Here is a 23,310-nt window from a genome sequence, read left to right as displayed (position 1 = left end):
GAAATACTGAGGTTTTTGCATTATATAAATATTATCTTAAATCCTATCCTCCTCAAGCAATTCTCTCGCCTGATATTCCTGAACAAGTTCAATAGCATTAGAAATCACATCACTTAAAGCGGTGATAAAAGTTCCTTCTTCTGCCATTCCCATTGCGTGTTTTAAAGCATCAATTTCTTTAGGAATAGTCTCATAACTTACATCTTTTCCTGAAGCCTGCATTCCATCGATAATCAATCCATTGATTTCTTCTTCTGTTCTTCCGCGAAGATGTTTTTCATTTCTGATGATGATATGGTCAAACATTCTTCCTGCAATTTTTCCGCACAGTCTGATATCTTCATCACGACGGTCTCCAACACCAGAAATAATCCCGATTTTTTTGGTAGATTCTACATTTTTAAGATAATCTTCAATCGCTTCATAACCTGCCGGATTGTGAGCAAAATCAATTAAAACTTTAAAATTTTTAAATTTAAAAACATTCAGTCTTCCCGGAGTTAATTGCGCACTTGGAATAAATGTACGAAGTGAATTTGAAATATCTTCAATCCCGAAACCATAAAGATAACACGCTAAACTTGCAGCCAGAACGTTATCAATCATAAATCTCGCTTTTCCTTCCATTGTAATAGGAAAGTCTTTTACTTTTCCGATTCTGATTTTCCAGTCGCCTTTTTTAATCGTAACGTAACCTTCTTCATAAACGCAGGTTGTACGACCTTCTTTAGCGAATTTCTTGATGTATTCATTATTTTCATCCAAACTGAAAATCGCAACATTACTCGGTAAATCGTTGATAACTCTCATTGAATATTCGTCTTCAGCATTCAGAACGCTCCATCCGTTTTTCTTTACGCTGTCGAGTACTACTCTTTTTACTTTGGTTAAATCTTTCAGATTGTGAATATCATTTAAGCCTAAATGATCTTCTTTAATATTGGTTAAAACTCCAATATCACACTGTCCGAAACCTAAACCTGAACGAAGAATTCCGCCTCTTGCTGTTTCCAGAACAGCAAACTCTACAGTTGGATCTTTCAGAATAAATTCAGCCGAAATTGGACCAGTTGTATCACCTTTCGTCAACATCGTATTCTGAATATAAATTCCATCTGAAGTAGTAAATCCTACTCTATAGCCATTACTTTTTACGATATGTGAAATTAATCTTGTCGTTGTCGTTTTTCCGTTGGTACCTGTAACTGCAATAATTGGAATTGTAAACGGTTTTCCTTGTGGATATAACATATCAACAACCGGAGCTGCAACGTTTCTCGGAAGACCTTCACTTGGAGCCAAATGCATTCTAAAACCAGGCGCTGCATTTACTTCAATAATCGCTCCTCCGCTTTCTTTTAATGGCTGAGTAAGATTTTCCGCCATAATATCAATTCCGCAAACATCCAATCCGATGATTTTTGAAATTCTTTCTGCCATTGTGATATTTTCAGGATGCACCATGTCGGTAACATCAATAGAAGTTCCACCTGTAGAAAGATTTGCAGTAGATTTTAGATAAACAACTTCTCCTTTTTGAGGAACAGTTTCTAAAGTATATTGAAGTTTTTCAAGCAACTCTGTTGTATCTTTATCAATAGCAATTTCAGTTAAAACATTTTCGTGACCGTAACCTCTTCTTGGATCTTTATTTTCTTTTTCAATCAGTTTCTCAAGATTAGATTCTCCATCACCCACAACATGAGCAGGAACTCTTCTCGCCGCAGCAACCATTTTATTATTGATTACCAAAACTCTGAAATCGTAACCTGTAATGTATTTTTCAACAATTACTTTTTTAGAATATTTTTGAGCGTGTTCTAAACCCGTCACTGAAGAAACCCAATCGTTAACGTTGATTGAAGAACCCTTACCGTGATTTCCATCTAAAGGTTTGATGACAATTGGATAACCAATTTTTTTGATAACTCTTTGCAGATCTTCTTCATCTACAATCAAATCTCCCATCGGAACAGGGATTGCAGCATCATGAAGCATTCTTTTCGTTAATTCTTTATTACAAGCAATATCAACAGCAATTGAACTTGTATTTCCAGTAATTGTGGCCTGAAATCTCTGTTGATTCACTCCGTAACCTAGCTGTACCAAAGAATTAGTACCCAATCTAATCCAAGGAATTTTTCTTGAAACTGCTTCTTCAACGATGCTTCCTGTAGAAGGTCCTAATCTTACACGCTCTCTGATTTCTTTTAATTTCTGAATACAAGCATTAATGTCGTATTCTTTATTTTCAATTAAAGCTAAAGCAATTTCAACCGCCTGTTCAGCTGCATAAATCCCTGCATTTTCTTCAATATAATCAAATACTACATTGTAAACTCCTGGAGATTTTGTTTCACGAGTTCTTCCGAAACCAGTTTCCATTCCTGCTAAAGTCTGGATTTCTAAGGCAATGTGTTCAATTACATGTCCCATCCAGGTTCCCGTTTCTATTCTATGAAAAAAACCGCCTCTCGTTCCTTCAGAACAACGGTGCGAGATCAATGAAGGAATAAGAAGCTCTATTCGTTCTCGAAAGCCTTCAATTTTATTGGTAGGAAAATTCTCTAATTCTTCGAGATCCAAACGCATTTGTATCAACTTCTTTCTTCTTATACTCCAAATATTAGGACCACGTAAAGCCTGTATCTTCTCAATTTTCATATGCAGCTACTTATTTTTTTTCATTTTGTTGAGTGAAATCATAAATTTTAACAACTATTATTTAATTATTAAAAAATCTAAGAATCACAGTTTAGTTATACCTTGTTATAATTAATAAAAACATCTTTCTAAATCAAAGATAATGTAAAACCTTAAAAAAAACCATAGGGTTATTAAAGATTTATTAAAAAAAAGCAATTTTCGTAAACAATTATAAATCAAACTAAATACGTTAAAACTGAGTTTAAATTTCCTTAACAATTTATTATTTTTTAAATTTGCAGGCTATGAAACCTGTTGGAAAATTAATTATTATCGGTGGAGCTGTGAATAAAGGCAGCTTTTCTGAGACCGATTACGATCAGAATGTTGAAAAAAATCTTAACTTTTTTGAGAGAGGAATCTTAAGGAAAATCATTACTGAATCTAAAAACAAAGAAAACTCGATAATCGAAGTCATCACTACGGCTTCGCAAATCCCCCAAATTGTGGGTGCTGAATATAAAAAAGCTTTTGAATTTTTAGGAGCTAAAAACGTCAATATATTAGACATTCACAATCGTGAAGAAGCTAATTCTGATGCTATTGTTGCCAGAGCAAACGCTGCGGATGTTGTGATGTTTACGGGTGGAGATCAATTGAGATTGACTTCTATTCTTGGAGGAACAAGATTTCACGACGCTATTTTGCTGAAATATCAGGAGCAGGATTTTATCTATTCCGGAACTTCTGCAGGAGCAGCTGCTGCCTCTGAAAATATGATTTATCAGGGAAGCAGTTCTGAAGCTTTGCTAAAAGGCGAAATTAAAACTACACAAGGTTTAGGTTTAATCGATAATGTAATTGTAGATACCCATTTTGTACAAAGAGGAAGAATCGGAAGACTTTTTCAGGCTGTCGTAAACAATCCCAGAACTTTGGGAATTGGTTTGGGTGAAGATACCGGACTTTTCATTCATAATGATACAATGACAGCAGTTGGATCAGGATTGGTGATTATTGTTGACGGAAGATTCATTAAAGACACTAATCTTACGAATATCAATTTAGGCGAACCAATTTCTATTGATAATCTTACTGTTCACGTCATGTCTATGAATGATCATTATGACTTAACGACAAGAAAACTGACGATAGAAAATTCACAGTTTAATCCGATACCTCAAACATAAAAATAAATTAAAGTGAAGAATTTCTTCACTTTTTTTATATATTTAAAAATCAAATAATCAACATGAAAATTATAATCCACGGTGGTTTTTTCTCTGAAAGTGACCAAAGTCACGAAGTAAAAATTGCCAAGCAAAATTCTTTAAAAACGATTGCTGAAAAAGCTTATCAATATTTAGAAACAAATTCGGCAGTTGATACTGTTGCTTATGCCGTTTCGCTTTTGGAAGATGATGAATTATTTAATGCAGGAATCGGTTCACAAATTCAAAGTGATGGAATTATAAGAATGAGCGCAGCTTTGATGGATGGTGAAACTCAGAAAATGAGTGGTGTAATCAATATTCAGGATGTAAAAAACCCGATTTTTGTTGCTAAAGAATTGATGAAAGAAGATGACCGTGTTTTAGGCGGAAACGGAGCTAAAAATTATGCTACTGAACATGGTTTTGAGAATTTCTCAACTGAAATTCCTCAAAGAAGAAAAGAATACAAAGCTAAGCTTGAAAACGGCGGAAAAGGAACTGTTGGTTGCGTTGCTTTAGATAAAAATGGAAAGTTAGCCGTTGCAACTTCTACCGGAGGAAAAGGTTTTGAAATTCCGGGAAGAATTTCTGATTCTGCTACAGTTGCAGGAAATTATTCCAATGAATTTTGTGCAGTTAGCTGTACCGGAGTAGGCGAAGACATTGTAAGTAATGCCACTTCTGCGAAAATTGTTACCAGAGTAACTGATGGAATGACTTTAAAAGAAGCTTTTGACAAAACTTTTGCAGAATTAAAAGAAATAGATGGTTTTGCAGGTGCAATTGCCATTGATAAAAATGCAAATATTTATCATCAAGATTCTTATCCAACGATGGTTTTTGCGAGTTTTGACGGAAATGATTTTGAAATCTTTAATTAATTTTAACAAATATTTATTATTCCGAAATATTTTTTGGCATAGATTTTACATCATTGTTTATAACAAATTTAATATTATAAACATTTAAAATCAGAAATCATGGGAAATAAGACAAACGGAATTTTAGCTTTATTAGGAATTGGTGCTTTAGCATATTGGAAGTACAAAAAATCTACTCCAGAACAGCAACAAGCGGTAAAAGATAAAATCAATTCTGCAAAAGATAATTTGAACAAATGGGGAAATGATTTGAAAGATAAAGCAAATGATGTTGCTTCGCAAGCTCAAAGTAAATTCGATGAAGCTAAAGCTAAAGTTGAAGATACGGCTTCAAATATTTAAAAATTCATTCAACATTCATATACAGAAAAGTCATCATTACGATGACTTTTTTTGTGCAGAAATGGCATAAACCATTGGTATTTTGTTTCCGAATTTTTCAGTCCTCCATTTTCCTTTTTCGAATTCTTCGATGTGTTTAAAACACGGATAAGGTGACCAATCAAACTCTTGAAATTGTTCAATAACCAAGTTTTTACTGATAAGATTTTGCATGACTTCAGACAAAGAATGATTCCACATTACATATTCCTGAACAATTTCCGCTGAAAAATCAGCGTAAGTTCCTTCATACGTTTCCGCAATTGGTTTTTCGTTAAAATAATTGTAAGAAATATCTTTAAAATCATCATCAAACATCCAAACTACAGGATGAAATTCTGCCATAATAAATTTACCGCCCGGTTTTAAAAAACGATCAATCACTCCTGCCCATTTTTCAAGATCAGGAAGCCAACCAACTGTTCCATAACTCGTAAAAACGATGTCAAATTTTTGGTCTAAATTATTTGGCAGATCATAAACATCAGAACAGACAAATTCTGTATCAATATTACATTTTACAGCTAAACTTCTTGCTTCTTCAATCGCTTTATCCGATAAATCAATTCCGGTAACTTTCGCTCCCATTCTAGAAAGCGAGATAGAATCCTGACCAAAATGACACTGCAAATGCAAAATTGTTTTGTCTTTCACATCTCCTAAAAGTTCAAGCTCTATTGAATTTAATGAGGTTCTGCCTTTCAAAAATTCATCAACAAAATAAAAATTTGACTTCAAATGCGGTTCTACTTTGGCATTCCAGGATTTTTTGTTGATTTCTAAATAGTTTTCCATTGAGTTTTTGTTTGATGTAAATATAATTTTTTTTGAAAATATAAATTGGTTTACGGGAAACCGTAATGAAAAAATGTTTTAGCAATGTAGGTTTGCAATAGAAAAAACAATGCTTTTGTTGTACTAAAGTTTTGTTTTACAGGAAAATTAATAACATTTAAATATCAAACATGAGTAAAAATTCTTCTTTAGGAGCATCTGACCTTTTTTTGGGTGTGCTCGCTATTTTATTAATCAGCGTAAGTTTTTACCAGACTTGGCTTGGTCTCGAACAGATTTTTGGTAATGCATCTTTTGTGATCGCATTGGTTCTTTCACTTCTTCTGCTTTTCCTTTGCTGGATGTTGCGTGCTGCAAAGTTGGAAGGTAAATCAACGGGAAGTTTAGTCGGTATTTACATTTTTATTGCGTCATTTTGTTTCATCGCCAACTTTAATGCTTTGTACACACGGTTTATGCGAACAGACATTTACAGCAATGAATTGAGAACTTTAAATGAAGATTTTAATAATTTGGAAACCAGCATAGAATCAAAATTAAGTTATAAATATCCAAAAGAAACTGCCAGAAATATAGAAATAAAGAAAAAGCAGTTGATGGCTCAAATTATTGATCCTGCAAACCAGGGAATTGGTTCGAGAGCTCAATCTTTAATCAGAGATATTGAAAAAATGACAGGTCAAAAAGTTGATTTACTGACACCTGTAGGTAATGATTACGATGATTTGGCACAAAGAATGGGAAATCAAATCGATAATATGGTGATGGATTTATCTCCGGATGAAAGAAATCTAAAATCTGACATCAATAGTTCTGTTTTGAAATGGAACAAAAGAACGCAGGAATTTCTGGCTTTAAGTAAAAAAGACAAAGATGATTTAGCACAAACCCTTATTGACAATGCTTTAACCGATTATAATAAAATTGGAAGCAGGGCAACAAATGTTTTGGGCGAAGATAAATTCAAATTTGAAATTCTTACTTCTAAAACTCAGGATGTAGGAAAAATCGGTTACGCTTTCGAGCATGCTATAAAAAACTTCGGAATGTATCAATTTGTAGTTTTGGCAGGTTGTATTCTATTGGATTTTGTGATTGTGATTATCATTTTACTGGTGACAAATCCTGATAATAATAGTAACAGAAGTGTATTAGGCGGTTCCAGAAAAAAAGGCTCAACATTAATTCCAAATAAATAGAAAATGATAAATAAAGATAAACCGTTCTCATTTGACGATTACGATAATGAGAATATTTTTCAGAAGCAAGATAATTTTCAAGATTTAAATCATCAGCCTGAAGAAAACCCTTCGATTTACTCTACTCTTGAAATGGATGATGACGACGGTTTTGTTCCTACCTCCAACGGAAGTACAACTACGGTACAAAATAAAGACAGCAATTTTGTATTCTTTTATGGAACTTCCGCATCAGGAAAATCTGTAATTCTGTCTGCAATTTTATATTATCTAAATTCTTTTGCAGGCGTTTTACGTCCTAAATTAGGAAGCCCAAATTCTCGTGAAGCTCACGTTTTACTTGCCGATTTTTTTGAAAATATTAAAAAAGGAATTCTTCCCAACAGAACAACGAGAGATCAAGTGACACGATTAGATTTTGTATTTGATCCTAATAATAAATCTAAAAAAGTTCCGCCGATAAGTTTATCATTTTTAGAAACTGCAGGTGAAAACCACAACGAAATTTCGCGTGGAGGAAAATATGTAGATGGAATTGAAGCCTATCTTAACTCTGATATTCCGTTAAATTTTATCATTGTGACAAGCTACGACAGAGCGCATCATGAAGATTCAAAAATTGTTGAATTTTTAGATTATCTCGAAAGAAAAGGTAAGAATCTGAAAAACGTAAATGTACTTTTAGTGATTTCAAAATGGGATAAATCTGGGAATTTAGGTGTTGATAATGAGCAGCATTTAGAAAATTTCATTAGTGAAAGATTGAGTATGACCAACAACAGAATTGATACTTATAATCTAAGCAAAACGTATTTCACGATAGGAAATGTACAAAATCAAGCAGGAATGGAAAAAATCACATTGCTCAATCTTGATTCAGCTGAAGTTATTTCCAAATGGCTCTATCATAATATTGTAGGCTATAATTTGGATTACGAAGGAACTTTTTGGGAAAAAATAAAATTTAGCTTTTCTAAATAATGAAGAATATCAATGTATTCGGATATGCAACCTTTGGTACGCCAAATGGCTTTACACAATCCTGTATCCACGGAAATCAAAGTTTAGAAAAAGTTCTTAAAAAATTTGATTTAAAATCGGATGCCATTCAGCTGCTCTCGCCAAATGACCGTATTTACTCGATCAGAAAAGAATCTGTACAAAACAATGCCGTTGTCTCTTACTCTGTTTACACGTTTGCAAAAGAGAAAAACTCAAATAGAAGCGGAACATTTATAGGAACAAGTTTGGTTTTTACGAACGAAATTCTTCCTGAAAATTTAATTTTAAGTTCTCTTCACGAAATTCATATCAATCTTAAAAACAATAATGTTAGCGGAGATAATTTTGTTTTGAATATCAGTCACTCGAAAGATTTTAACCTTCAAAATATCTTTTCGAAAGATTTTGAAAAATTAGAACATCAAACCAATAAAGTTAGTTTTTTAGATTGGGATAATTCCGGATATAGTCTGGTTATCAAAACGGATAAATTAGACGTCAATTCTATCCAAAATTTATTCAAAAAATCTATACAAATACTTCCTAAATATGAGACGATTTATTTTATTGACAGTAAAGAAATAGCTGAATTTGTTTCTCAAAAAAAATTATTCAGATTAATCGACAATAACGGATTAGACAGAGAAATTGAGAAATTACAGGAAGAAAGAGTACAGAAAACGGCAGATGCAATTTTAAGTTTCAAAAACAAAAGGCAAAAGCACGAAGAAGAGGGAAGAAAAGAATTTGACAGTTTAAAAAAGAAAATCGAGCAAAACGAGCAAAAGCATTCTGAAAACAGCAAAACAATTGAGGAAGCAGATCGTAATCTTAAAGCTTTAAACAATCTTTATCAAGTTTTTTTAAGAAAATCAGACGAATTAATTACAAAATTAAGCTCTGAAAAGGAATTGGGTGACATCAATTATTCTTTTAATCAATTGGAAAGAGAATTTATCAAAGAAAAAAATAAATTAAATTCTACAAATGAAATTTCTTCTTTTTCTAATAACAGAACAGTTCCATCAAGACCGACAAGTCGATTTATTCATGAAGACGAAGAAGAGCCAAAAGAAAGAAAATTGGATGTTTTCAAAATTATTTCGGTAGTTTTAAATGTACTTTTAATTGGCGGGGCAATTGTATTTTACACTATGTTTTATGAAAAACCACAGGAACAAATTCCGATTAACATACCAGAAAATAAAGAAGACATAACTCTTGAAACCACCATTTTAGATTCGGTATCAGATAAATTGAATCCTATGCCGAATGCTATTGCAGAAAATCAAGAAAACATCGCAGAAATGCTAAAAAAATTCGATAGTACATCTAAAATAAACTATGTTGTTGAAGTTATTTTCGAAAAAAATAAAAGTATTAAAGATATTTATCAAAATCAAAAAGGTAATTACACAAAAGCACTTTTTGAAAAAAACACCAATGCTTTTAAAATAAATAATTCTGATACTATTTTAATGAATAAAAATTTACTGTTGCAAATTCCAACTTATAAAAACTGAAATTTTCAATATCCTTAATATCTTACTCTTAGGTTATAAATTTCCTAAGAGTATTTTTCATAGTGATAAAAGTTCTATGAAAGTAAACTCAGAATCCTTTGATAACAGCAATAAAATACTTATCTTGAAATAATGTACAAAACTTTAATTCTTCTACTTTTCCCACTCCTACTCTTTTCTCAAACCAAAACCTACAAAGTAATTGGTGTAAAAGACGGAGATACTGTTGAACTTTTAATGGATGGGAAACCGCAAGTTGTAAGATTATCAAATATCGATTGCCCTGAAAAAAAGCAACCTTTTGGAAATAATGCAAAACAGTTTGTTTCTGATTTATGCTTTGGAAAAATGGTGGAAGTTTCAGGTAATGGTAAAAAAGACAGAAACAAAAGGTTGATTGCAGAAATCATTTTATCTGATGGAAAAAACATTAATAAAGAATTGGTAAAAAATGGTTTAGCTTGGCATTTTAAGAAATATTCTAAGGATAATAGTTATGATATTTTGGAAAAACAAGCCAGAAAATTAAAGCTCGGTTTATGGAAAGACACAAATCCAATAGCGCCTTGGGATTGGAGAAAATCACGAAAATCATCTTCACCTAAATCTACTAATATGGTATTTTCCAAAAATTCTTCAACAAAATAAAGAGGATTTCAAATCATGATTTCTTTTAGTATTCCCAGATTTTTATCAGTATCTAAATTTTCTCTGATTTGATATGACTTAATTTAAACGATAGTTAAAAAAAATCCACATTTTAATATTAAATATTGCTTAAATTAGTATAAAATATATTGGGTTTTCCAAAAACTATGTTAAATTTGCCTCAAACTAAGAGCTAAAACCTAAATTAACAACTGTATTTCAAATTATTATATCAAATAATAATTCCACACCTTATCATTTTTAATATTTTTATGAGTTTTGATTAATGCTATCAAAGCAATAATTATATTTATTTTATTCATCGTTAAAAAATACTTTTGTTAAAAAAATAAGAGCAGCTTGAGATTAGTTTTTTTAGTAGAAATTTATTATTAAAAATTATGACAGCAATTTTAGAAAAAAGTCAGATAATCAATATGTTTGAAGATTCTAAAAGTAACAATGCAAGTTATTCTTTTGGAATTAATTGGGGGAAAGTAGAAATGCAGAAGCGTAACTTTTTAGGTATTAAAACTAAAAAAGTGGCCAGTGACATAGACCTTGATTTTACCTGTGTTATGTTTGATTCGCAAAAAAAAGCAATTGACTGGATTTATTCTCCGAAATATAACAGCTGGCTTATTCAAAATAATTTCCCATTGGGGAAATTCCAATCTAAAGACGGAGCTTTTAAACATCATGATGATACTTCAAATGAAGATTCTGAACACAAAAAAGTGATCAATGTAAATCCTGAGAAAATAAGTGAGGAGGTTTATACGGTTTTCTTTTATCTGAATATTGATGTGAAGAAAACTAAGCAAACTGATTTTTCTTTGGTTGATTCTATAGAACTTAAAATTAATCATCCGGAAATTGATAAAACGCTTTCTGAATTTAAAATTCAGCCCAATTCTAATAAAAAAAATAAAGGAACTTTAGTTTTAGGTAAGCTTTATCGAGAGAACGGAACCTGGAAATTCATGGCGATGGATAAAGCAATTGATGAAAAAAGATTCATCCGCTTTACACGGGGATTTTAATTGTTTGTTTAAATATTATAGAATATTTCTACTTAAAATAATGATAAAAAATTCCGGCTGTAAAACAGCCGGAATTTTAATTTATACTTATCCGAAAAAATCTAATTTAGATTAATTTGTCATATTAATTCTTACATTCGGCAACAGAGTTTGTACTTTATCAATCTCAGAATTCGGAATACTATTTCCTTTTAAATAAATAGTTTTCAGTTTTTTCATCTTTTCAATTCCGGCAGGAAATGCAGTGATTTTATTGTTTCTGATATCTAAAACCTCAAGATTTTCAAGGTTATAGATTTCTGCCAAGTCTTCATTAGAAATATTGTTGTCGTTGATGAATAATCCTGTTAAGATTTTCATTTTAGACATTCCTGAAGGAAAAGATTCAATCTTGTTTTTGTAAATATCAAGTCTTTTTAAGTTCTCAAGTCCATACATGGGAGCAGGAAAAACTTTGAAAAAGTTATCATGTAAATTCAAAGTTTTAAGCTTGCTTAGTTTTGAAAAACTGTTGGGTAATTTTTCAAGACTGTTATTTGAAAGTGATAAATCCTGAAGATTACTTAAACTTCCTATTTCTTCTGGAAGAACGGTCATTAAATTGGCTGAACAAGAAAGTGATTCAAGATTAACCAAATTTTTAATTGTTGAAGGCAGATTAAGTTCCTTCGATTTTACATTTTCTCTGCTTCTTTGGTCTAATCCTCGAGTAAGCATTAATTTTTTCAGCGTCTTTAATTTCCCTATTTCTTTCGGAAAAGAGAAGTAGCTGTATTTTATAAACTCAAGTTCCTCAAGTCCTTTAAGATTAAAAATCTGTAAAGGCATTGTTTCGCTTCGCATATTATGAATATTCAACACCTTAAGATGATCTAAGGAAGAAAATTCTTTTGGAAAATCTGTAATACCGTGACCTCCAGTTATCACAAATTTTTCAAGATTTTTAAAATTTAATATTTTCGGAGGAATAGATTTTAAATTATCAGACTCACTGATAATTAAAGTTTTCACATTCCATGAAAAAATATGATCAGGAATCTTATCAATTTCTCTTAGCACAACACGGTCGCTCTCTTTTGACAAATCAATTTTTTCTGGAGGAGGCATCTTTGGAGATTCATGATATTGCGCTGAACTCAAGTTAAACAAGAAATAAAGCGGTAAAAAGGCAATTTTCTTCATCATTTAGTTCGTTAAAAATTCCTCTAAAGAAACCGTTTTCTGTTCTCCTGCTTCAAGATTTTTAAAGGTTACAGTTTCGTTTTTAAGTTCTTCTTCACCTAAAAAAACAAGGTTTTTAATTCCTTTCTTTTCGGCGTATGTAAATTGCTTTCCAATTTTAGCATTTTCGGGATACAATTCTGCAGAAATTCCTTTTTCTCTTAATTGAATGATTAATTTTAAAGCTTCTAAAGTTTCTTCGCCTCCAAAATTGGCAAACAGATATTCTACGTTTGAAGTGGCGTCTTCAGGAAAAAGATTCAACTCTTCCATTACAAGATAAATTCTGTCAAGACCGAAAGAAATCCCAATTCCCGGAACATTTTTTACTCCAAAAACTTCAGTAAGATTATCATATCTTCCACCGCCACCGATAGAACCCATTTGCGCTTCGTCTGCTTTTACTTCGAAAATTGCTCCGGTATAATAATCTAAACCACGAGCTAAAGTAATATCAAAAACAAGGTTCTGAATATCAACACCCAAATTTAAAGATTGAGTGATGACATATTCCAGTTCTTCAACTCCTTTTAATCCGATTTCGTTTCCTGCAAATTTTTCTTTTAATTGAAGAAGATTTTCCAAAGCATCATCAGATTGATTAAACAGGAAATCTAATTTATCAATAGAATCCTGAGAAATTTCTCTTTCCAGAAGTTCTTTCACGACTCCATCTTTCCCAATTTTATCTAATTTGTCTAAAGCAACCGTGAAATCAATTAATTTATCTGTAATTCCTGCATATTCAGCTAAACCTGAGAGTATTTTTCTGTTGTTAATATGAATCGTCACTGAAACTTTTAGTTCAGCAAAAGATTTTAGATATAATTGCACTAAATCAACTTCCTGCAAAAGGCTTTCGCTTCCTACAACATCGGCATCACACTGGTAAAACTCTCTGAATCTACCTTTTTGCGGACGATCAGCTCTCCAAACCGGCTGAATCTGGTAACGTTTATAAGGAAAAGTAAGTTTCCCATGATTCATAGCTACAAATCTTGCAAAAGGTACAGTTAAATCATAACGAAGAGCTTTATCTGTAAGATTTTCTGAACTAAAAGGTTTATCTAAAGCTTTCTGAAAATCATTCTGCATTTGAGTTTTTTTGTCATCTTTAGCTTCATTAATGCTTGAATTTAAAATCTTAAAAATCAAGCGATCCCCTTCTTCTCCATATTTCCCTGTTAATGTTGAAAGATTTTCAAAACTTGGGGTTTCCAAAGGCTGGAAACCAAAAAGTTCAAAATTCTTCTGTAATATATTGATGATGTATTTTCTTCTTGAAACTTCCAACGATGTAAAATCTCTCGTCCCTTTTGCTAAGCTTGGCTTCATTTTTATAAATGATAATTGATTGTTGATAAATGATATTGATTGCAAAAATAAGCAATTGAAAGGACTTTTAAACCAATAAAAAAGCCGGAGGTTTTATTCTCCAGCTTTCAGTTTATCATTTGTGTTTTAATCTGTAAATACTTTTTTACACGCTTTCTAAAATTTCAAGAATTTCTTCACCATAATTTTCAATTTTATGCTTTCCAAAACCTTTAATATCTAAAAGCTCTTCTTTCTTTGCCGGTTTATATTTAGCTACAGAGATCAATTCTTTATTAGTAGCAATAAAATAGGACGGAAGATTTTGTTCTTTGGCTTTTTCGGACCGCCAAAGTTTCAGGGCTTCTAAAATTTCAATTTCATCACTGTTCAGCGTTTCATCATCAGCAGAATATTTCACAGCTTTAGAATCTTTCACCGTGTTTTTATTGATCTCTGTTTTATATTCATTGAAATACAAAACCACAGACCAGAAGTTCTCCTCATGCACAAAAGCGGTCTCCACTTTTATGATTTCGTGATTGTTCAGAAAATCATCAATCATTTTCTGATCCTGCAAGAGAAATTCATCTGCAATTCTCACTTTTAAAACTTTTATATTCATCTTTAGTGATTTTAAAGCTTATTTCAATTATTTACCACCTAAAAGCAGAAGTTCATCTACTCTTATTTCCGTAATATATCTTTTCACACCATCTTTATCGTCATACGATCTGTACGTAAGTTTCCCTTCAATAGCAATCTCTTTTCCTTTTGGAACATACTTTTGAAAAATTTCTGCTGTTTTTCCGAAAGCAACCAAACTGTGCCATTGTGTTTCTTCTACTTTTTCACCTTTTGAATTGGTGTAATGATCATTTGTAGCCAACGATACGGAAACTTTCATTCCGCCATTTTCGAAGTTTACTGTTTCAACTTCTTTTCCTGTAAAACCTATTAAGGTTACTTTGTTTCTCAGTGACATAACTTTGTATTTTTAAAATTAATATTCAGATAAGAGACGTTCACTTGTTTTCTCAAATCTCTGTTGCAAAGATTCGACAGATTGGAAAATTTAGTCGGTGATAAACTATTTAAATTCGTTTGTAGTCGTTTGAAAACGGATTAACAATTAAAGATCAATTGATTATCATTTTCAAGAATTTTCTTCAATTATTTATATATTGTTTTATATTTAAACTTTATCAGAAATAATAAAGTGAATACTTCGGAGACAATTCTACTAGAGACTCACTTAATAACGACGATTTCTACAATTTAAATGAAGATTTGATTATACTAAATTCACAATGGTTGAGAAATCACCCGGATTTATTAGTTTTAAGTATTAGTGATATGTTCACCGAGTTAGAAAAATTTATTGGAAGAAAAATAAATCACTAAACAGAAATCAGCATTTCCACCAACAAAGTTTTTCAAAATTCAGAATTACAATGTTATTGTATTTTGTCCATTTTTTTCCTCATATAAGAACAATTTCTTTCTTTTTATTATATTAAAATTAAACCATACATGTTGACTTAACTTCAAAAATTTAAAGAAACCCATGTAATAAAATATCACACATGATTGTTTTAAACTAAAAGACAAGAATGAAATATATACTTTTCCAGATTTTACTTTTTACATCCATATTTACTTTTGCACAAAACGAATTAAAAATTACAGGCACAATTTTTAGCCAAAAAGATTCAAAAATCAGTCAGGCAATTGATGTTTATTTATTTGACCGCGAAAATCATTTAATAAAATCGACCATTACTCAGGATGCAAAATTTGAATTTAATCATTTAAAATCGGGAACTTATCATATTCAAATATCTTCTGACGAAACCATTCAAAATGAAAAACCATTTCTTTTGGAAAAAGATGCAGAATTGAATATTCTTTACAATCTAAAAACTCAAGAAATTCAAGAAGTTACCATTGCAGGAAAAAGAAAAAGTTTCACCGTCGAAAATGGAAATATTACTTTAGAAATTGCCAATTCACCATTAAATAAATTGCCGACATCTGTTGATCTACTTTCAAAACTGCCATTTATAAGGGTTGATGCGAATGGTGAAGGTTTAAATTTCGTTGGAAAAGGCGTTCCATTGCTTTATATCGATAATCAAAGAGTTGATTTTGCCACTTTATCGGGGATTTCTGTAGAAGATATAAAATCGGTTGAAATTATTAGAAATCCATCTGTGAAATACGAATCTGAAGGAAAAGCAGTTATTAAAATCAATTTAAAAAAAAGCAGAAAAGACGGATCTCAACTCAGTATTTCAGAAACTGCGATGTTTCAGAAAAAATTCAGTAATTATCTGAATGTCAATTTTCAGCATAAAAAAAATAAAACGGAATGGAAACTCAATGCAGCCTACAATCAGATCAATCATTGGGAAAGCAATGGTTTTGATTATCAAGTTCCTTCCGAAAATATAAAATCAGATTACATTATAAAATCGATTACAAAAAGACCACAAACGATTTTCGGAGCAAGTATTTATCAGGAAATTAACGAAAACGATTATGTGACGCTATCAGTAAATGCGAACTTCAGACCGGATATAGGAGATAATAATACGGTGACGAATTATTCTGAAAACGGTAATTTTAATCATATTAAAACATTAAATCATCAAAACAGTAACCGAGCCACCATCAATTCGATTTTTAATTACAATAAAAAACTGACAGAAATTGACGCCAATATTTTCACAGGCTTACAGTACAAGAGAGAAAGCAAAAATGTAGATTACGATTTTTATAATGATACCAACAATTCGGGCTATTTATTTAATCAGTTTCGAAATCAGCACTATTCGGGAAATGTTTATTCAGGAAGAATTGATGCCGAGAAAAAATTTGGAGAAAAATATCTTTTGGAATTGGGTGGAAGTTTTACAACAGCAGAAACCAAAACCGACAATAAAACTAATTATGCAGAGATTTTACCCATCGAATATTTCAAATATAATTTCAAGGAAAGCAATATTGCATCTTATTTAAATCTGGGAGCTACACTAAAAAAATGGCAATTGAAAGGTGGTTTAAGAATGGAAACCACCCGTGCAAAAGGATTTGATATTGTAGAAAATGCAGCCAATATTGAAAGAAATTATATCGATTGGTTTCCTAATGCAGAAATTACTTTTGAGCAAGATGACAAAAAGACATTTAGCTTAAATTATCGCAAAAGTATTTCCCGTCCCAATTACAGCAATCTGGCTTCTGGTGGTTTATATGGAAGTCCGTATGTGGAATATGTAGGAAATCCAGAGCTTATTCCAACATACTCAAATACAGTATCTTTTGCTATGAATATTAATAAATGGTCTTTGAACGCTTCTGTTTATTCTTCAAAAAATCCGATGGGCTACACTTTGGTTTATAACGAAAACAGCCATATTTCAAAGTTCACGATGGTGAATTTCGAGAAAGAACTTGGTGCAAACGTCGGTTTAGATTATCCATTTAATTGGAAAAAATGGAGTTCGCAAAACAGTCTTACATTAAACTATGACAAAACAGAAGATTCTTTGGCAATCTTAAAAAAGTCTACACCTTATCTCTATTTTTCAACTAATAATACTGTTGTTTTGTGGAAATATTTAAGCTTTTTAATGGATGGCTCTTACATTACAAAACGTGTAGAAGGTTTATATGAAGGCAATGCAATGTGTCTTGTCAATCTTGGCTTCACCTCTTCGGTTTCTGATTTTGATTTTACTTTTCGATACAATGATGTCTTCAGACAGATGGATTATGTGCAACAAATGACATATCAAAAAATAACGTCAAAAGGAACTTTTTTCGGTAATACTCCTACTCTTTCAATCGCCGTAAAATATAATTTCGGTAAACTGAGAAAATCGAATTATAAAGAGAATGCTGTAAACGAAAATTCGAATAGATTGTAAAGTTAAACTTTAGGTTGTTGTACGATTTTAATCTGTCTAAAATAGTCGTTTTATTTTTTGTCATTCTGAATGGAATTTTGCGAAGCTTTATGAAATGAAGAATCTTGAAATTCAGGTTTTAGAGATTTTTCGATTTCACTTCAGAACTACGTTCGTTGACTTTCAGTCAACACTCAAAATGACAAGCTTATTATTAAAACTCTCTCCTAAAATTAGAATGTTGTGTTGCCGTAAAATAATCACAAAAAACCTGATAAACTGCAGAATCGGTATGGCTTGCTTTAATTCCTAACTGAAAATAAATATCAAGAATTTGGTGCGACAAATCTTCAACCAAATCTGATGAATAATCATGAATTTCGGACTGTTTTTCAGAAATAATTAATTTGAAATCATGTAATAAAGATTCAATTTCATCAGCAAATTCAATTACCTTTTCCATTGCATCTTCTATTCTTTTATTGAAAAAATCCAAGTTAAGATGAGGTCGAATTTGAAGTGCTTCTTCTGCAAAATGAGAAGCCATCCCTAGATAATTTACCAACAAAGTTAAATCCACAAAAATCCTGAAAGGAATTTTATCTAAAACATCATCCGTAAAAAATTCATCATAAATAAAACTGTAATCTTCCGAAACTTTTACGTTATCCACTTTAAAAGAATACGTTCCGGTTGCTTTCATTCCCATCGATTTCCAATTGGGAATAATTTCAGCCTGATCTTTAGAAACAACAAATGATCTGATGATTTCAGAACCAGATTCATCAAGTAAAGGATTTCCGTTTTCAGTTAATTTAGCATTTAAAGTAAAGTGACTTAAATGTGGTGCTCCCGTTGCAAAGTGCCAAAGTCCGTTAATCAGAAAAGTTCCGTCGGCTTTTTTTTCTGCAGTTCCTCCAATCATTCCGCTTCCTCCGAAACAGGTTTTAGCATCAGCAAAAAATTCTTCTGCTATTTGAGGTTTTAAATTTCTTGAGAAAAAGTTGGCTCCAGAACATAAAGTCAACATCCAGCCTAAACTTCCATCGATTTTTGACCAATCAAAAAGTATTTGTAAACCTTGGCTTAAACGTAATCCCAATCCGCCATACATTTTCGGAACCCAAATCTGAAGTAATCTCTCCTGATGAATCTGATTGATAATTTGAGACGAAACTTCAGAAGCTCCGTGCATTTTTTCTCTTATTTCTTTATGCGAAAACATTGTGAAATTCTTTTCGATGGTTCTTTTAATCATAATTGTCTTCTGCTTACTATTGTTTCTTATCTCTCGTAGATTTTGCAGATCATCAAAAAAATCTGCGCGATTTGCTAAATCTGCGTGAAAAATTTAACTATTAAATTTATTCAACAACCGCTAATTCTTTTGATTTAATAATCTTCCGCCATTCCAAATAACCGGAAATAGCAACAATAAATAAGAAAGCCGTCAAAACAGCATACAGATAAAGACCTTTATGAATCAACAACGGAATTGCGATGATATTGCTCATATTCAGCAAAACCCAGTTCTCAATTTTTCTTCGAGCCATTAACCACATTCCAGCCCAAGCAAAAGCACTTACCAAAGAATCTAAAATCGGGACATCAGAATCGGTAAACTGTGTTAGAAAAAACCAAAACAAACCGAAAGTTCCCACCACAATTCCTGCAGTAATCACTTTTTCCTGATTGGTGGTTTCAGAAATTACTGTTTCTGATTTTCTTTTACCAAATTTCCAGTAGAGCCATCCGTAAATGCTCATTACCAAATAGTAAAGATTTAAAGTAAATTCCGCATAAAGCTTTGCGAAAAACATCACGTAAAGTGAAAGCGAAATTCCGGCGATACCAAAAAGATAATTGTTTGAATTGTTTTTTCTGGCTAATAAAACCTGAACTACTGAAAAGCAGACACCAAGCCATTCTTGCCATGTTGTCTGTTGTAAAATTTCCTGCATCAAATTAACTTATATAAATTAAATGATGAGATGATAAATCATAAAAATCCCTACGTCGGCATTATCCGAATCAGGTGTGGAAAAATTTCCCGGGTATCATCTCAGCCGCTATTGCAGCACCCCATTGATGGCGCAAATGTGAGACTTTTTTTTGGAAAATGAAAGTATTTTGTTTTTTAAACTGTAAAATACATTATAATTATATTGATTTAAATACAATTATCTTATTAACGCAATGAGCGCTAAAATTTTTTTTAATGTTTAAGAATATTTTTCGTTCGCAAGGGCACTTCGTTCAGCAAAATTCAATAGCGCTCATAGCTGAGTGAAACGCCATTGCGAACGGAAAATGTTTCAATTAATATAAATTGACTTTGCGTTCATTGCGTTAAAATTTTATGTCGCTTTTATTTCTCTTAATTAGCCGTTTACAAACGGATATTTTGTATCTTTAAATTTCAAATAAATTTATTGTGAAAAAGACTTTCAAAAGAACGCTCAGGGTATCGAAATATGTCATTTATAAAGAAACATTGGTTGATTATAAAGAACATTTTTGGTCATTTTTAGGAGCTTTTTTTGGTATTGGAATTATTGCTTTTTTACAGTCACAGTTTTTATTTAAACAGGAAAACATATTTTTAATCGGTTCTTTCGGAGCTTCGTGTGTATTAATTTACGGAGCGATTCAAAGTCCGCTTGCTCAGCCGAGAAACTTAATTGGCGGTCATGTGATTTCAGCAATAATCGGAGTTACTGTTTTTAAAATTGTTCCTGATATTATCTGGATTTCGGCACCTTTGGCGGTTGGTTTATCGATAGTTTTTATGCAATACACCAAAACACTTCATCCTCCTGGTGGAGCAACAGCATTAATTGCAGTCAGTTCGACGGGAAAAATCCCTGAGTTGGGCTATTGGTATGTACTTTCGCCTGTTTTATCGGGTTGCTTGATCTTACTCTTAGTTGCTTTGGTTTTTAATAATATGACAAAAAACCGAAGCTATCCTACTCACAGCAGATTAATTAAAGCTTTAAAGAAAAAACATAAACACAAACTGAAAAATTAATTAGTATGGAATGTATCGAATGCGGCGAAAAAATCATCGGCAGGTCTGATAAAAAATTCTGTAACGACGCTTGCAGAAATGCTTTTAACAATAAACAGAACAAAGATTCGAGCAATCTGATGCGGAATGTAAACAACAAACTTCGCAAAAATTATCGTATTCTGAGTGAAATTAATATTGATGGAAAAACTAAAATTGCAAAGTCAAAATTAGATGGCTTAGGTTTTGATTTTAAATATTTTACCAATATTAAAGTTTACAAAAATGGTTCTGAATATAAATTCGTTTACGACCAAGGTTATAAACTGTTGGAAGAAGATTTTATATTAATTGTTAAAAATTAATTTCACAAAAATGAAAGAAATTATTTTAATTACCGGTGCAAGTGGAGCCATTGCAAGAACGCTTTCAAAAAAATTAGAAAATGAATACTCCATTCGGTTTTTAACCCGAAAAAAAGAAGCCGATAACGAATTTGAATGGGATTTGGAAAACCAAATTGTCGATGAAAACGCTTTTGAAAACGTAAGCCATATCATTCATCTTGCAGGAGCGAATATTTCTGAAAAACGATGGACCGACGACCGGAAAAAGGAATTAATTTCCAGCCGTGTCGATTCAGCAAAACTGATTTTAAACACATTAAAAAAGAAAAATTTAAAGCTAAAATCCTTTATTTCAGCTTCAGGAATTAATTATTACGGAACAAAAACTACAGATAAAGTTTTTACTGAAAATGATGCTTCAGGAAATGATTTCCTGAGTGAAGTCGTCGTTGTTTGGGAGCAAGCTGCAGATGAATTTAAGGTTGAAAATATTGCGGAAAGAGTTGTGAAAATAAGAACTGCTGTTGTTCTTTCTAAAACTGAAGGCGCTTTAGAAAAAATGATGACTCCGATAAAATTTGGGATTGGTTCACCACTTGGAAACGGAAAACAATATATGCCGTGGATTCACATTGAGGATATTTGTTCGATTTACCAATTTGCTTTAAAAAATCCTGAAGTTGAAGGTTCTTTTAATGCTTCTGCTCCACAACATACAACTAATGAAAATTTAACGAAATTAATTGCTCAGGTTTTAAAGAAACCTTTGTTTATGCCGAATGTTCCAGCTTTTATTTTAAAATTGATATTTGGTGAATTGGCAGATGCTTTATTAGAAGGCTCTAGAGCTTCTTCGGAGAAAATTCAGAAAGCAGGTTTTGAATTTAAATTTCCTGATTTAAAAATGGCTTTGGAAGATTTGCTGAAGAAATAATTTTATAAATTAATAATAAACAGACATAAAAAAATAGAATGCGAGAGACGAATGTAAGTATCGAAAAAACAGAAATCTTATCTGATAATTGGTACACGTTGAAGAAAGTAACCTTTAACATTAAAAAACAAAACGGAGAAACCGAAACGCAAAGCAGAGAAGCTTATGACAGAGGAAACGGAGCCGTTATTCTGCTTTATAATACTGATTCCAAAAAAATAATTTTAACAAGACAATTTCGACTTCCAACGTACATTAACGGAAATGCGAACGGAATGTTGATTGAAGCTTGTGCCGGTTTATTAGACGACAATAATCCTGAAGACTGCATCAGAAAAGAAACTGAAGAAGAAACAGGTTATAAAATTTCTAAAGTTGAAAAAATATTTGAAGCTTACATGTCTCCCGGATCGGTAACAGAAATTCTGCATTTTTTTATTGCTGAATATTCTGATGAAATGAAAATCAATGAAGGAGGCGGACTTGAAGAAGAGGGCGAAAACATAGAAGTTTTAGAATTAAATTTTGATGAAACACTTGCTATGATTGATAACGGAGAAATAAAAGATGCGAAAACCATTATGCTTTTACAACATCTTCGACTGAAAAATATTTTGTAGAATTCTACATCCACACCTAAATTAAAATATTATGAAATTTTTATTCTCAATTGGGCTTTCGTTATTGCTTTCTTCTAATTTTTTCGCTCAGAAAATTGAAAAATTAAGCACAAGAGATGTTGCCATTGTAGAGCATTTTAAAAATGATTATAAAAAGAAAAGCTATAAAAAATTTGCAGGAAAAATAACGGTTAAAGATAATTTGATACAGTTTGACGACAAAACAGTTTACTATGATAAATCTGATAAAATCACTTCAATTATTCTGAAAGAAGGCTTAATTTATCCACAGCTTTTAACCGATTTTCAAATGCAGAAATTTTTGGATGAAACAACCGATAAAACACAGAAAAGATTTTTAAAATTACAAAAAGACCCGAAAGCTTCTTTTGATGTGAATAATATTAAGTTGAGTAATACTACAGAACTCACTTTTTTAAATTCAAATCTCAAAACCAAAAGATTTAAAATTTCTTTGAAAGACATCAGACTAAATTCAACATCGATTTATCTTTTTGAATTGATGAATGATAAATCAACGAAAGATATTTCTTTGGAGGAGTTTATTAAGGGGGCCAAATTGACTTATATTGATACTGAATAAAAAAAATTGACCTAAAA

22 protein-coding genes are annotated in these 23,310 nt (G+C 31.6%); 14 read left to right on the top strand and 8 right to left on the bottom strand.

Annotated features, from left to right (window positions below):
• Positions 1-36 precede the first annotated feature (36 nt).
• Positions 37-2,664: a cyanophycin synthetase gene (gene cphA, locus OF897_RS05460; RefSeq protein ID WP_267264677.1), complete on the bottom strand. Its 2,628-nt coding sequence runs from the start codon at positions 2,662-2,664 to the stop codon at positions 37-39.
• A 287-nt stretch (positions 2,665-2,951) separates the two neighbouring features.
• Between cphA and OF897_RS05455 the strand changes: the two genes are divergently transcribed.
• The 3 genes from OF897_RS05455 to OF897_RS05445 all read left to right on the top strand — a co-directional run bounded on the left by OF897_RS05455 (position 2,952) and on the right by OF897_RS05445 (position 5,083).
• A complete protein-coding gene (locus tag OF897_RS05455) occupies positions 2,952-3,836 on the top strand; it encodes a cyanophycinase (protein WP_079464718.1) in 885 nt (294 codons plus the stop codon).
• Positions 3,837-3,898: 62 nt separating this feature from the next.
• A complete protein-coding gene (locus OF897_RS05450) occupies positions 3,899-4,741 on the top strand; it encodes an isoaspartyl peptidase/L-asparaginase (protein WP_267264676.1) in 843 nt (280 codons plus the stop codon).
• A 99-nt stretch (positions 4,742-4,840) separates the two neighbouring features.
• On the top strand, positions 4,841-5,083 hold the full coding sequence (locus tag OF897_RS05445) for a YtxH domain-containing protein (protein WP_267264675.1): 243 nt from the start codon (positions 4,841-4,843) through the stop codon (positions 5,081-5,083).
• 36 nt (positions 5,084-5,119) lie between these two features.
• Here the strand turns inward: OF897_RS05445 and OF897_RS05440 are convergent, their stop codons facing one another.
• Complete coding sequence (locus tag OF897_RS05440; RefSeq protein WP_267264674.1) at positions 5,120-5,917, bottom strand: class I SAM-dependent methyltransferase; 798 nt, start codon at positions 5,915-5,917, stop codon at positions 5,120-5,122.
• Between the two features lie 170 nt (positions 5,918-6,087).
• Here OF897_RS05440 and OF897_RS05435 point away from each other — a divergent pair, with 170 nt between their 5' ends.
• From OF897_RS05435 to OF897_RS05415, 5 genes are all read left to right on the top strand, one after another.
• Positions 6,088-7,116, top strand: coding sequence for a hypothetical protein (locus OF897_RS05435; protein ID WP_267264673.1), 1,029 nt, complete (start codon positions 6,088-6,090; stop codon positions 7,114-7,116).
• 3 nt (positions 7,117-7,119) lie between these two features.
• Positions 7,120-8,097 (top strand): hypothetical protein, encoded by a 978-nt coding sequence (locus tag OF897_RS05430; protein ID WP_267264672.1) that lies wholly within the window; start codon positions 7,120-7,122, stop codon positions 8,095-8,097.
• Positions 8,097-9,641, top strand: a complete 1,545-nt coding sequence (locus OF897_RS05425; protein ID WP_267264671.1) for a hypothetical protein — start codon at positions 8,097-8,099, stop codon at positions 9,639-9,641. The genes OF897_RS05430 and OF897_RS05425 overlap by 1 nt, the downstream gene beginning before the upstream one ends.
• A gap of 132 nt (positions 9,642-9,773) precedes the next feature.
• The gene (locus OF897_RS05420) at positions 9,774-10,289 is read left to right on the top strand and encodes a thermonuclease family protein (protein ID WP_267264670.1); all 516 of its coding nucleotides are present in this window, start codon (positions 9,774-9,776) and stop codon (positions 10,287-10,289) included.
• Between the two features lie 401 nt (positions 10,290-10,690).
• Positions 10,691-11,332 carry a TerD family protein gene (locus tag OF897_RS05415; RefSeq protein WP_267264669.1) on the top strand — a complete coding sequence of 214 codons (642 nt, stop codon included), beginning with the start codon at positions 10,691-10,693 and terminating at the stop codon, positions 11,330-11,332.
• Between the two features lie 111 nt (positions 11,333-11,443).
• Here the strand turns inward: OF897_RS05415 and OF897_RS05410 are convergent, their stop codons facing one another.
• The 4 genes from OF897_RS05410 to OF897_RS05395 form a co-directional block, all read right to left on the bottom strand.
• Complete coding sequence (locus tag OF897_RS05410; RefSeq protein WP_267264668.1) at positions 11,444-12,439, bottom strand: leucine-rich repeat domain-containing protein; 996 nt, start codon at positions 12,437-12,439, stop codon at positions 11,444-11,446.
• A 78-nt stretch (positions 12,440-12,517) separates the two neighbouring features.
• Positions 12,518-13,888 (bottom strand): histidine--tRNA ligase, encoded by a 1,371-nt coding sequence (gene hisS / locus OF897_RS05405; protein ID WP_267264667.1) that lies wholly within the window; start codon positions 13,886-13,888, stop codon positions 12,518-12,520.
• A gap of 145 nt (positions 13,889-14,033) precedes the next feature.
• Complete coding sequence (locus tag OF897_RS05400; RefSeq protein ID WP_267264666.1) at positions 14,034-14,492, bottom strand: HRDC domain-containing protein; 459 nt, start codon at positions 14,490-14,492, stop codon at positions 14,034-14,036.
• Between the two features lie 27 nt (positions 14,493-14,519).
• Positions 14,520-14,852, bottom strand: a complete 333-nt coding sequence (locus tag OF897_RS05395; protein ID WP_267264665.1) for a single-stranded DNA-binding protein — start codon at positions 14,850-14,852, stop codon at positions 14,520-14,522.
• Positions 14,853-15,480: 628 nt separating this feature from the next.
• Between OF897_RS05395 and OF897_RS05390 the strand changes: the two genes are divergently transcribed.
• Positions 15,481-17,799 (top strand): outer membrane beta-barrel family protein, encoded by a 2,319-nt coding sequence (locus tag OF897_RS05390; RefSeq protein ID WP_267264664.1) that lies wholly within the window; start codon positions 15,481-15,483, stop codon positions 17,797-17,799.
• A gap of 193 nt (positions 17,800-17,992) precedes the next feature.
• Here the strand turns inward: OF897_RS05390 and OF897_RS05385 are convergent, their stop codons facing one another.
• Positions 17,993-19,036, bottom strand: a complete 1,044-nt coding sequence (locus OF897_RS05385) for an acyl-CoA dehydrogenase family protein (protein ID WP_267264663.1) — start codon at positions 19,034-19,036, stop codon at positions 17,993-17,995.
• A 106-nt stretch (positions 19,037-19,142) separates the two neighbouring features.
• Complete coding sequence (pnuC, locus tag OF897_RS05380; protein WP_267264662.1) at positions 19,143-19,742, bottom strand: nicotinamide riboside transporter PnuC; 600 nt, start codon at positions 19,740-19,742, stop codon at positions 19,143-19,145.
• A gap of 470 nt (positions 19,743-20,212) precedes the next feature.
• On the opposite strand from pnuC, the gene OF897_RS05375 reads away from it, so the two are divergent.
• Genes OF897_RS05375 through OF897_RS05355 form a run of 5 tightly spaced genes read left to right on the top strand, consistent with a single transcriptional unit; the run spans position 20,213 to position 23,293 of the window.
• Entirely contained in the window at positions 20,213-20,809 is a 597-nt protein-coding gene (locus OF897_RS05375) for an HPP family protein (protein ID WP_267264661.1), read from the top strand.
• Between the two features lie 5 nt (positions 20,810-20,814).
• Positions 20,815-21,153, top strand: a complete 339-nt coding sequence (locus tag OF897_RS05370; RefSeq protein WP_267264660.1) for a hypothetical protein — start codon at positions 20,815-20,817, stop codon at positions 21,151-21,153.
• Between the two features lie 10 nt (positions 21,154-21,163).
• Complete coding sequence (locus OF897_RS05365) at positions 21,164-22,069, top strand: TIGR01777 family oxidoreductase (RefSeq protein ID WP_267264659.1); 906 nt, start codon at positions 21,164-21,166, stop codon at positions 22,067-22,069.
• Positions 22,070-22,107: 38 nt separating this feature from the next.
• Positions 22,108-22,689, top strand: a complete 582-nt coding sequence (gene nudK / locus OF897_RS05360; RefSeq protein WP_267264658.1) for a GDP-mannose pyrophosphatase NudK — start codon at positions 22,108-22,110, stop codon at positions 22,687-22,689.
• Positions 22,690-22,720: 31 nt separating this feature from the next.
• On the top strand, positions 22,721-23,293 hold the full coding sequence (locus OF897_RS05355) for a hypothetical protein (protein WP_267264657.1): 573 nt from the start codon (positions 22,721-22,723) through the stop codon (positions 23,291-23,293).
• The last annotated feature ends 17 nt before the right edge of the window (positions 23,294-23,310 follow it).

The sequence above is a fragment of the Chryseobacterium formosum genome (assembly GCF_026460885.1).
GTDB classification, from domain to species: domain Bacteria; phylum Bacteroidota; class Bacteroidia; order Flavobacteriales; family Weeksellaceae; genus Chryseobacterium; species Chryseobacterium formosus.
Note: the sequence above shows the minus strand (reverse complement) of the source record. Positions and strands in the feature narration are given on the sequence as shown.

Bases quoted from the DNA above. Each gene is read 5' to 3' on its own strand.
- cphA (WP_267264677.1), bottom strand. From the start codon at position 2,664: ATGAAAATTGAGAAGATACAGGCTTTACGTGGTCCTAATATTTGGAGT.
- OF897_RS05455 (WP_079464718.1), top strand. From the start codon at position 2,952: ATGAAACCTGTTGGAAAATTAATTATTATCGGTGGAGCTGTGAATAAA.
- OF897_RS05450 (WP_267264676.1), top strand. From the start codon at position 3,899: ATGAAAATTATAATCCACGGTGGTTTTTTCTCTGAAAGTGACCAAAGT.
- OF897_RS05445 (WP_267264675.1), top strand. From the start codon at position 4,841: ATGGGAAATAAGACAAACGGAATTTTAGCTTTATTAGGAATTGGTGCT.
- OF897_RS05440 (WP_267264674.1), bottom strand. From the start codon at position 5,917: ATGGAAAACTATTTAGAAATCAACAAAAAATCCTGGAATGCCAAAGTA.
- OF897_RS05435 (WP_267264673.1), top strand. From the start codon at position 6,088: ATGAGTAAAAATTCTTCTTTAGGAGCATCTGACCTTTTTTTGGGTGTG.
- OF897_RS05430 (WP_267264672.1), top strand. From the start codon at position 7,120: ATGATAAATAAAGATAAACCGTTCTCATTTGACGATTACGATAATGAG.
- OF897_RS05425 (WP_267264671.1), top strand. From the start codon at position 8,097: ATGAAGAATATCAATGTATTCGGATATGCAACCTTTGGTACGCCAAAT.
- OF897_RS05420 (WP_267264670.1), top strand. From the start codon at position 9,774: ATGTACAAAACTTTAATTCTTCTACTTTTCCCACTCCTACTCTTTTCT.
- OF897_RS05415 (WP_267264669.1), top strand. From the start codon at position 10,691: ATGACAGCAATTTTAGAAAAAAGTCAGATAATCAATATGTTTGAAGAT.
- OF897_RS05410 (WP_267264668.1), bottom strand. From the start codon at position 12,439: ATGCCTCCTCCAGAAAAAATTGATTTGTCAAAAGAGAGCGACCGTGTT.
- hisS (WP_267264667.1), bottom strand. From the start codon at position 13,888: ATGAAGCCAAGCTTAGCAAAAGGGACGAGAGATTTTACATCGTTGGAA.
- OF897_RS05400 (WP_267264666.1), bottom strand. From the start codon at position 14,492: ATGAATATAAAAGTTTTAAAAGTGAGAATTGCAGATGAATTTCTCTTG.
- OF897_RS05395 (WP_267264665.1), bottom strand. From the start codon at position 14,852: ATGTCACTGAGAAACAAAGTAACCTTAATAGGTTTTACAGGAAAAGAA.
- OF897_RS05390 (WP_267264664.1), top strand. From the start codon at position 15,481: ATGAAATATATACTTTTCCAGATTTTACTTTTTACATCCATATTTACT.
- OF897_RS05385 (WP_267264663.1), bottom strand. From the start codon at position 19,036: ATGATTAAAAGAACCATCGAAAAGAATTTCACAATGTTTTCGCATAAA.
- OF897_RS05370 (WP_267264660.1), top strand. From the start codon at position 20,815: ATGGAATGTATCGAATGCGGCGAAAAAATCATCGGCAGGTCTGATAAA.
- OF897_RS05365 (WP_267264659.1), top strand. From the start codon at position 21,164: ATGAAAGAAATTATTTTAATTACCGGTGCAAGTGGAGCCATTGCAAGA.
- nudK (WP_267264658.1), top strand. From the start codon at position 22,108: ATGCGAGAGACGAATGTAAGTATCGAAAAAACAGAAATCTTATCTGAT.
- OF897_RS05355 (WP_267264657.1), top strand. From the start codon at position 22,721: ATGAAATTTTTATTCTCAATTGGGCTTTCGTTATTGCTTTCTTCTAAT.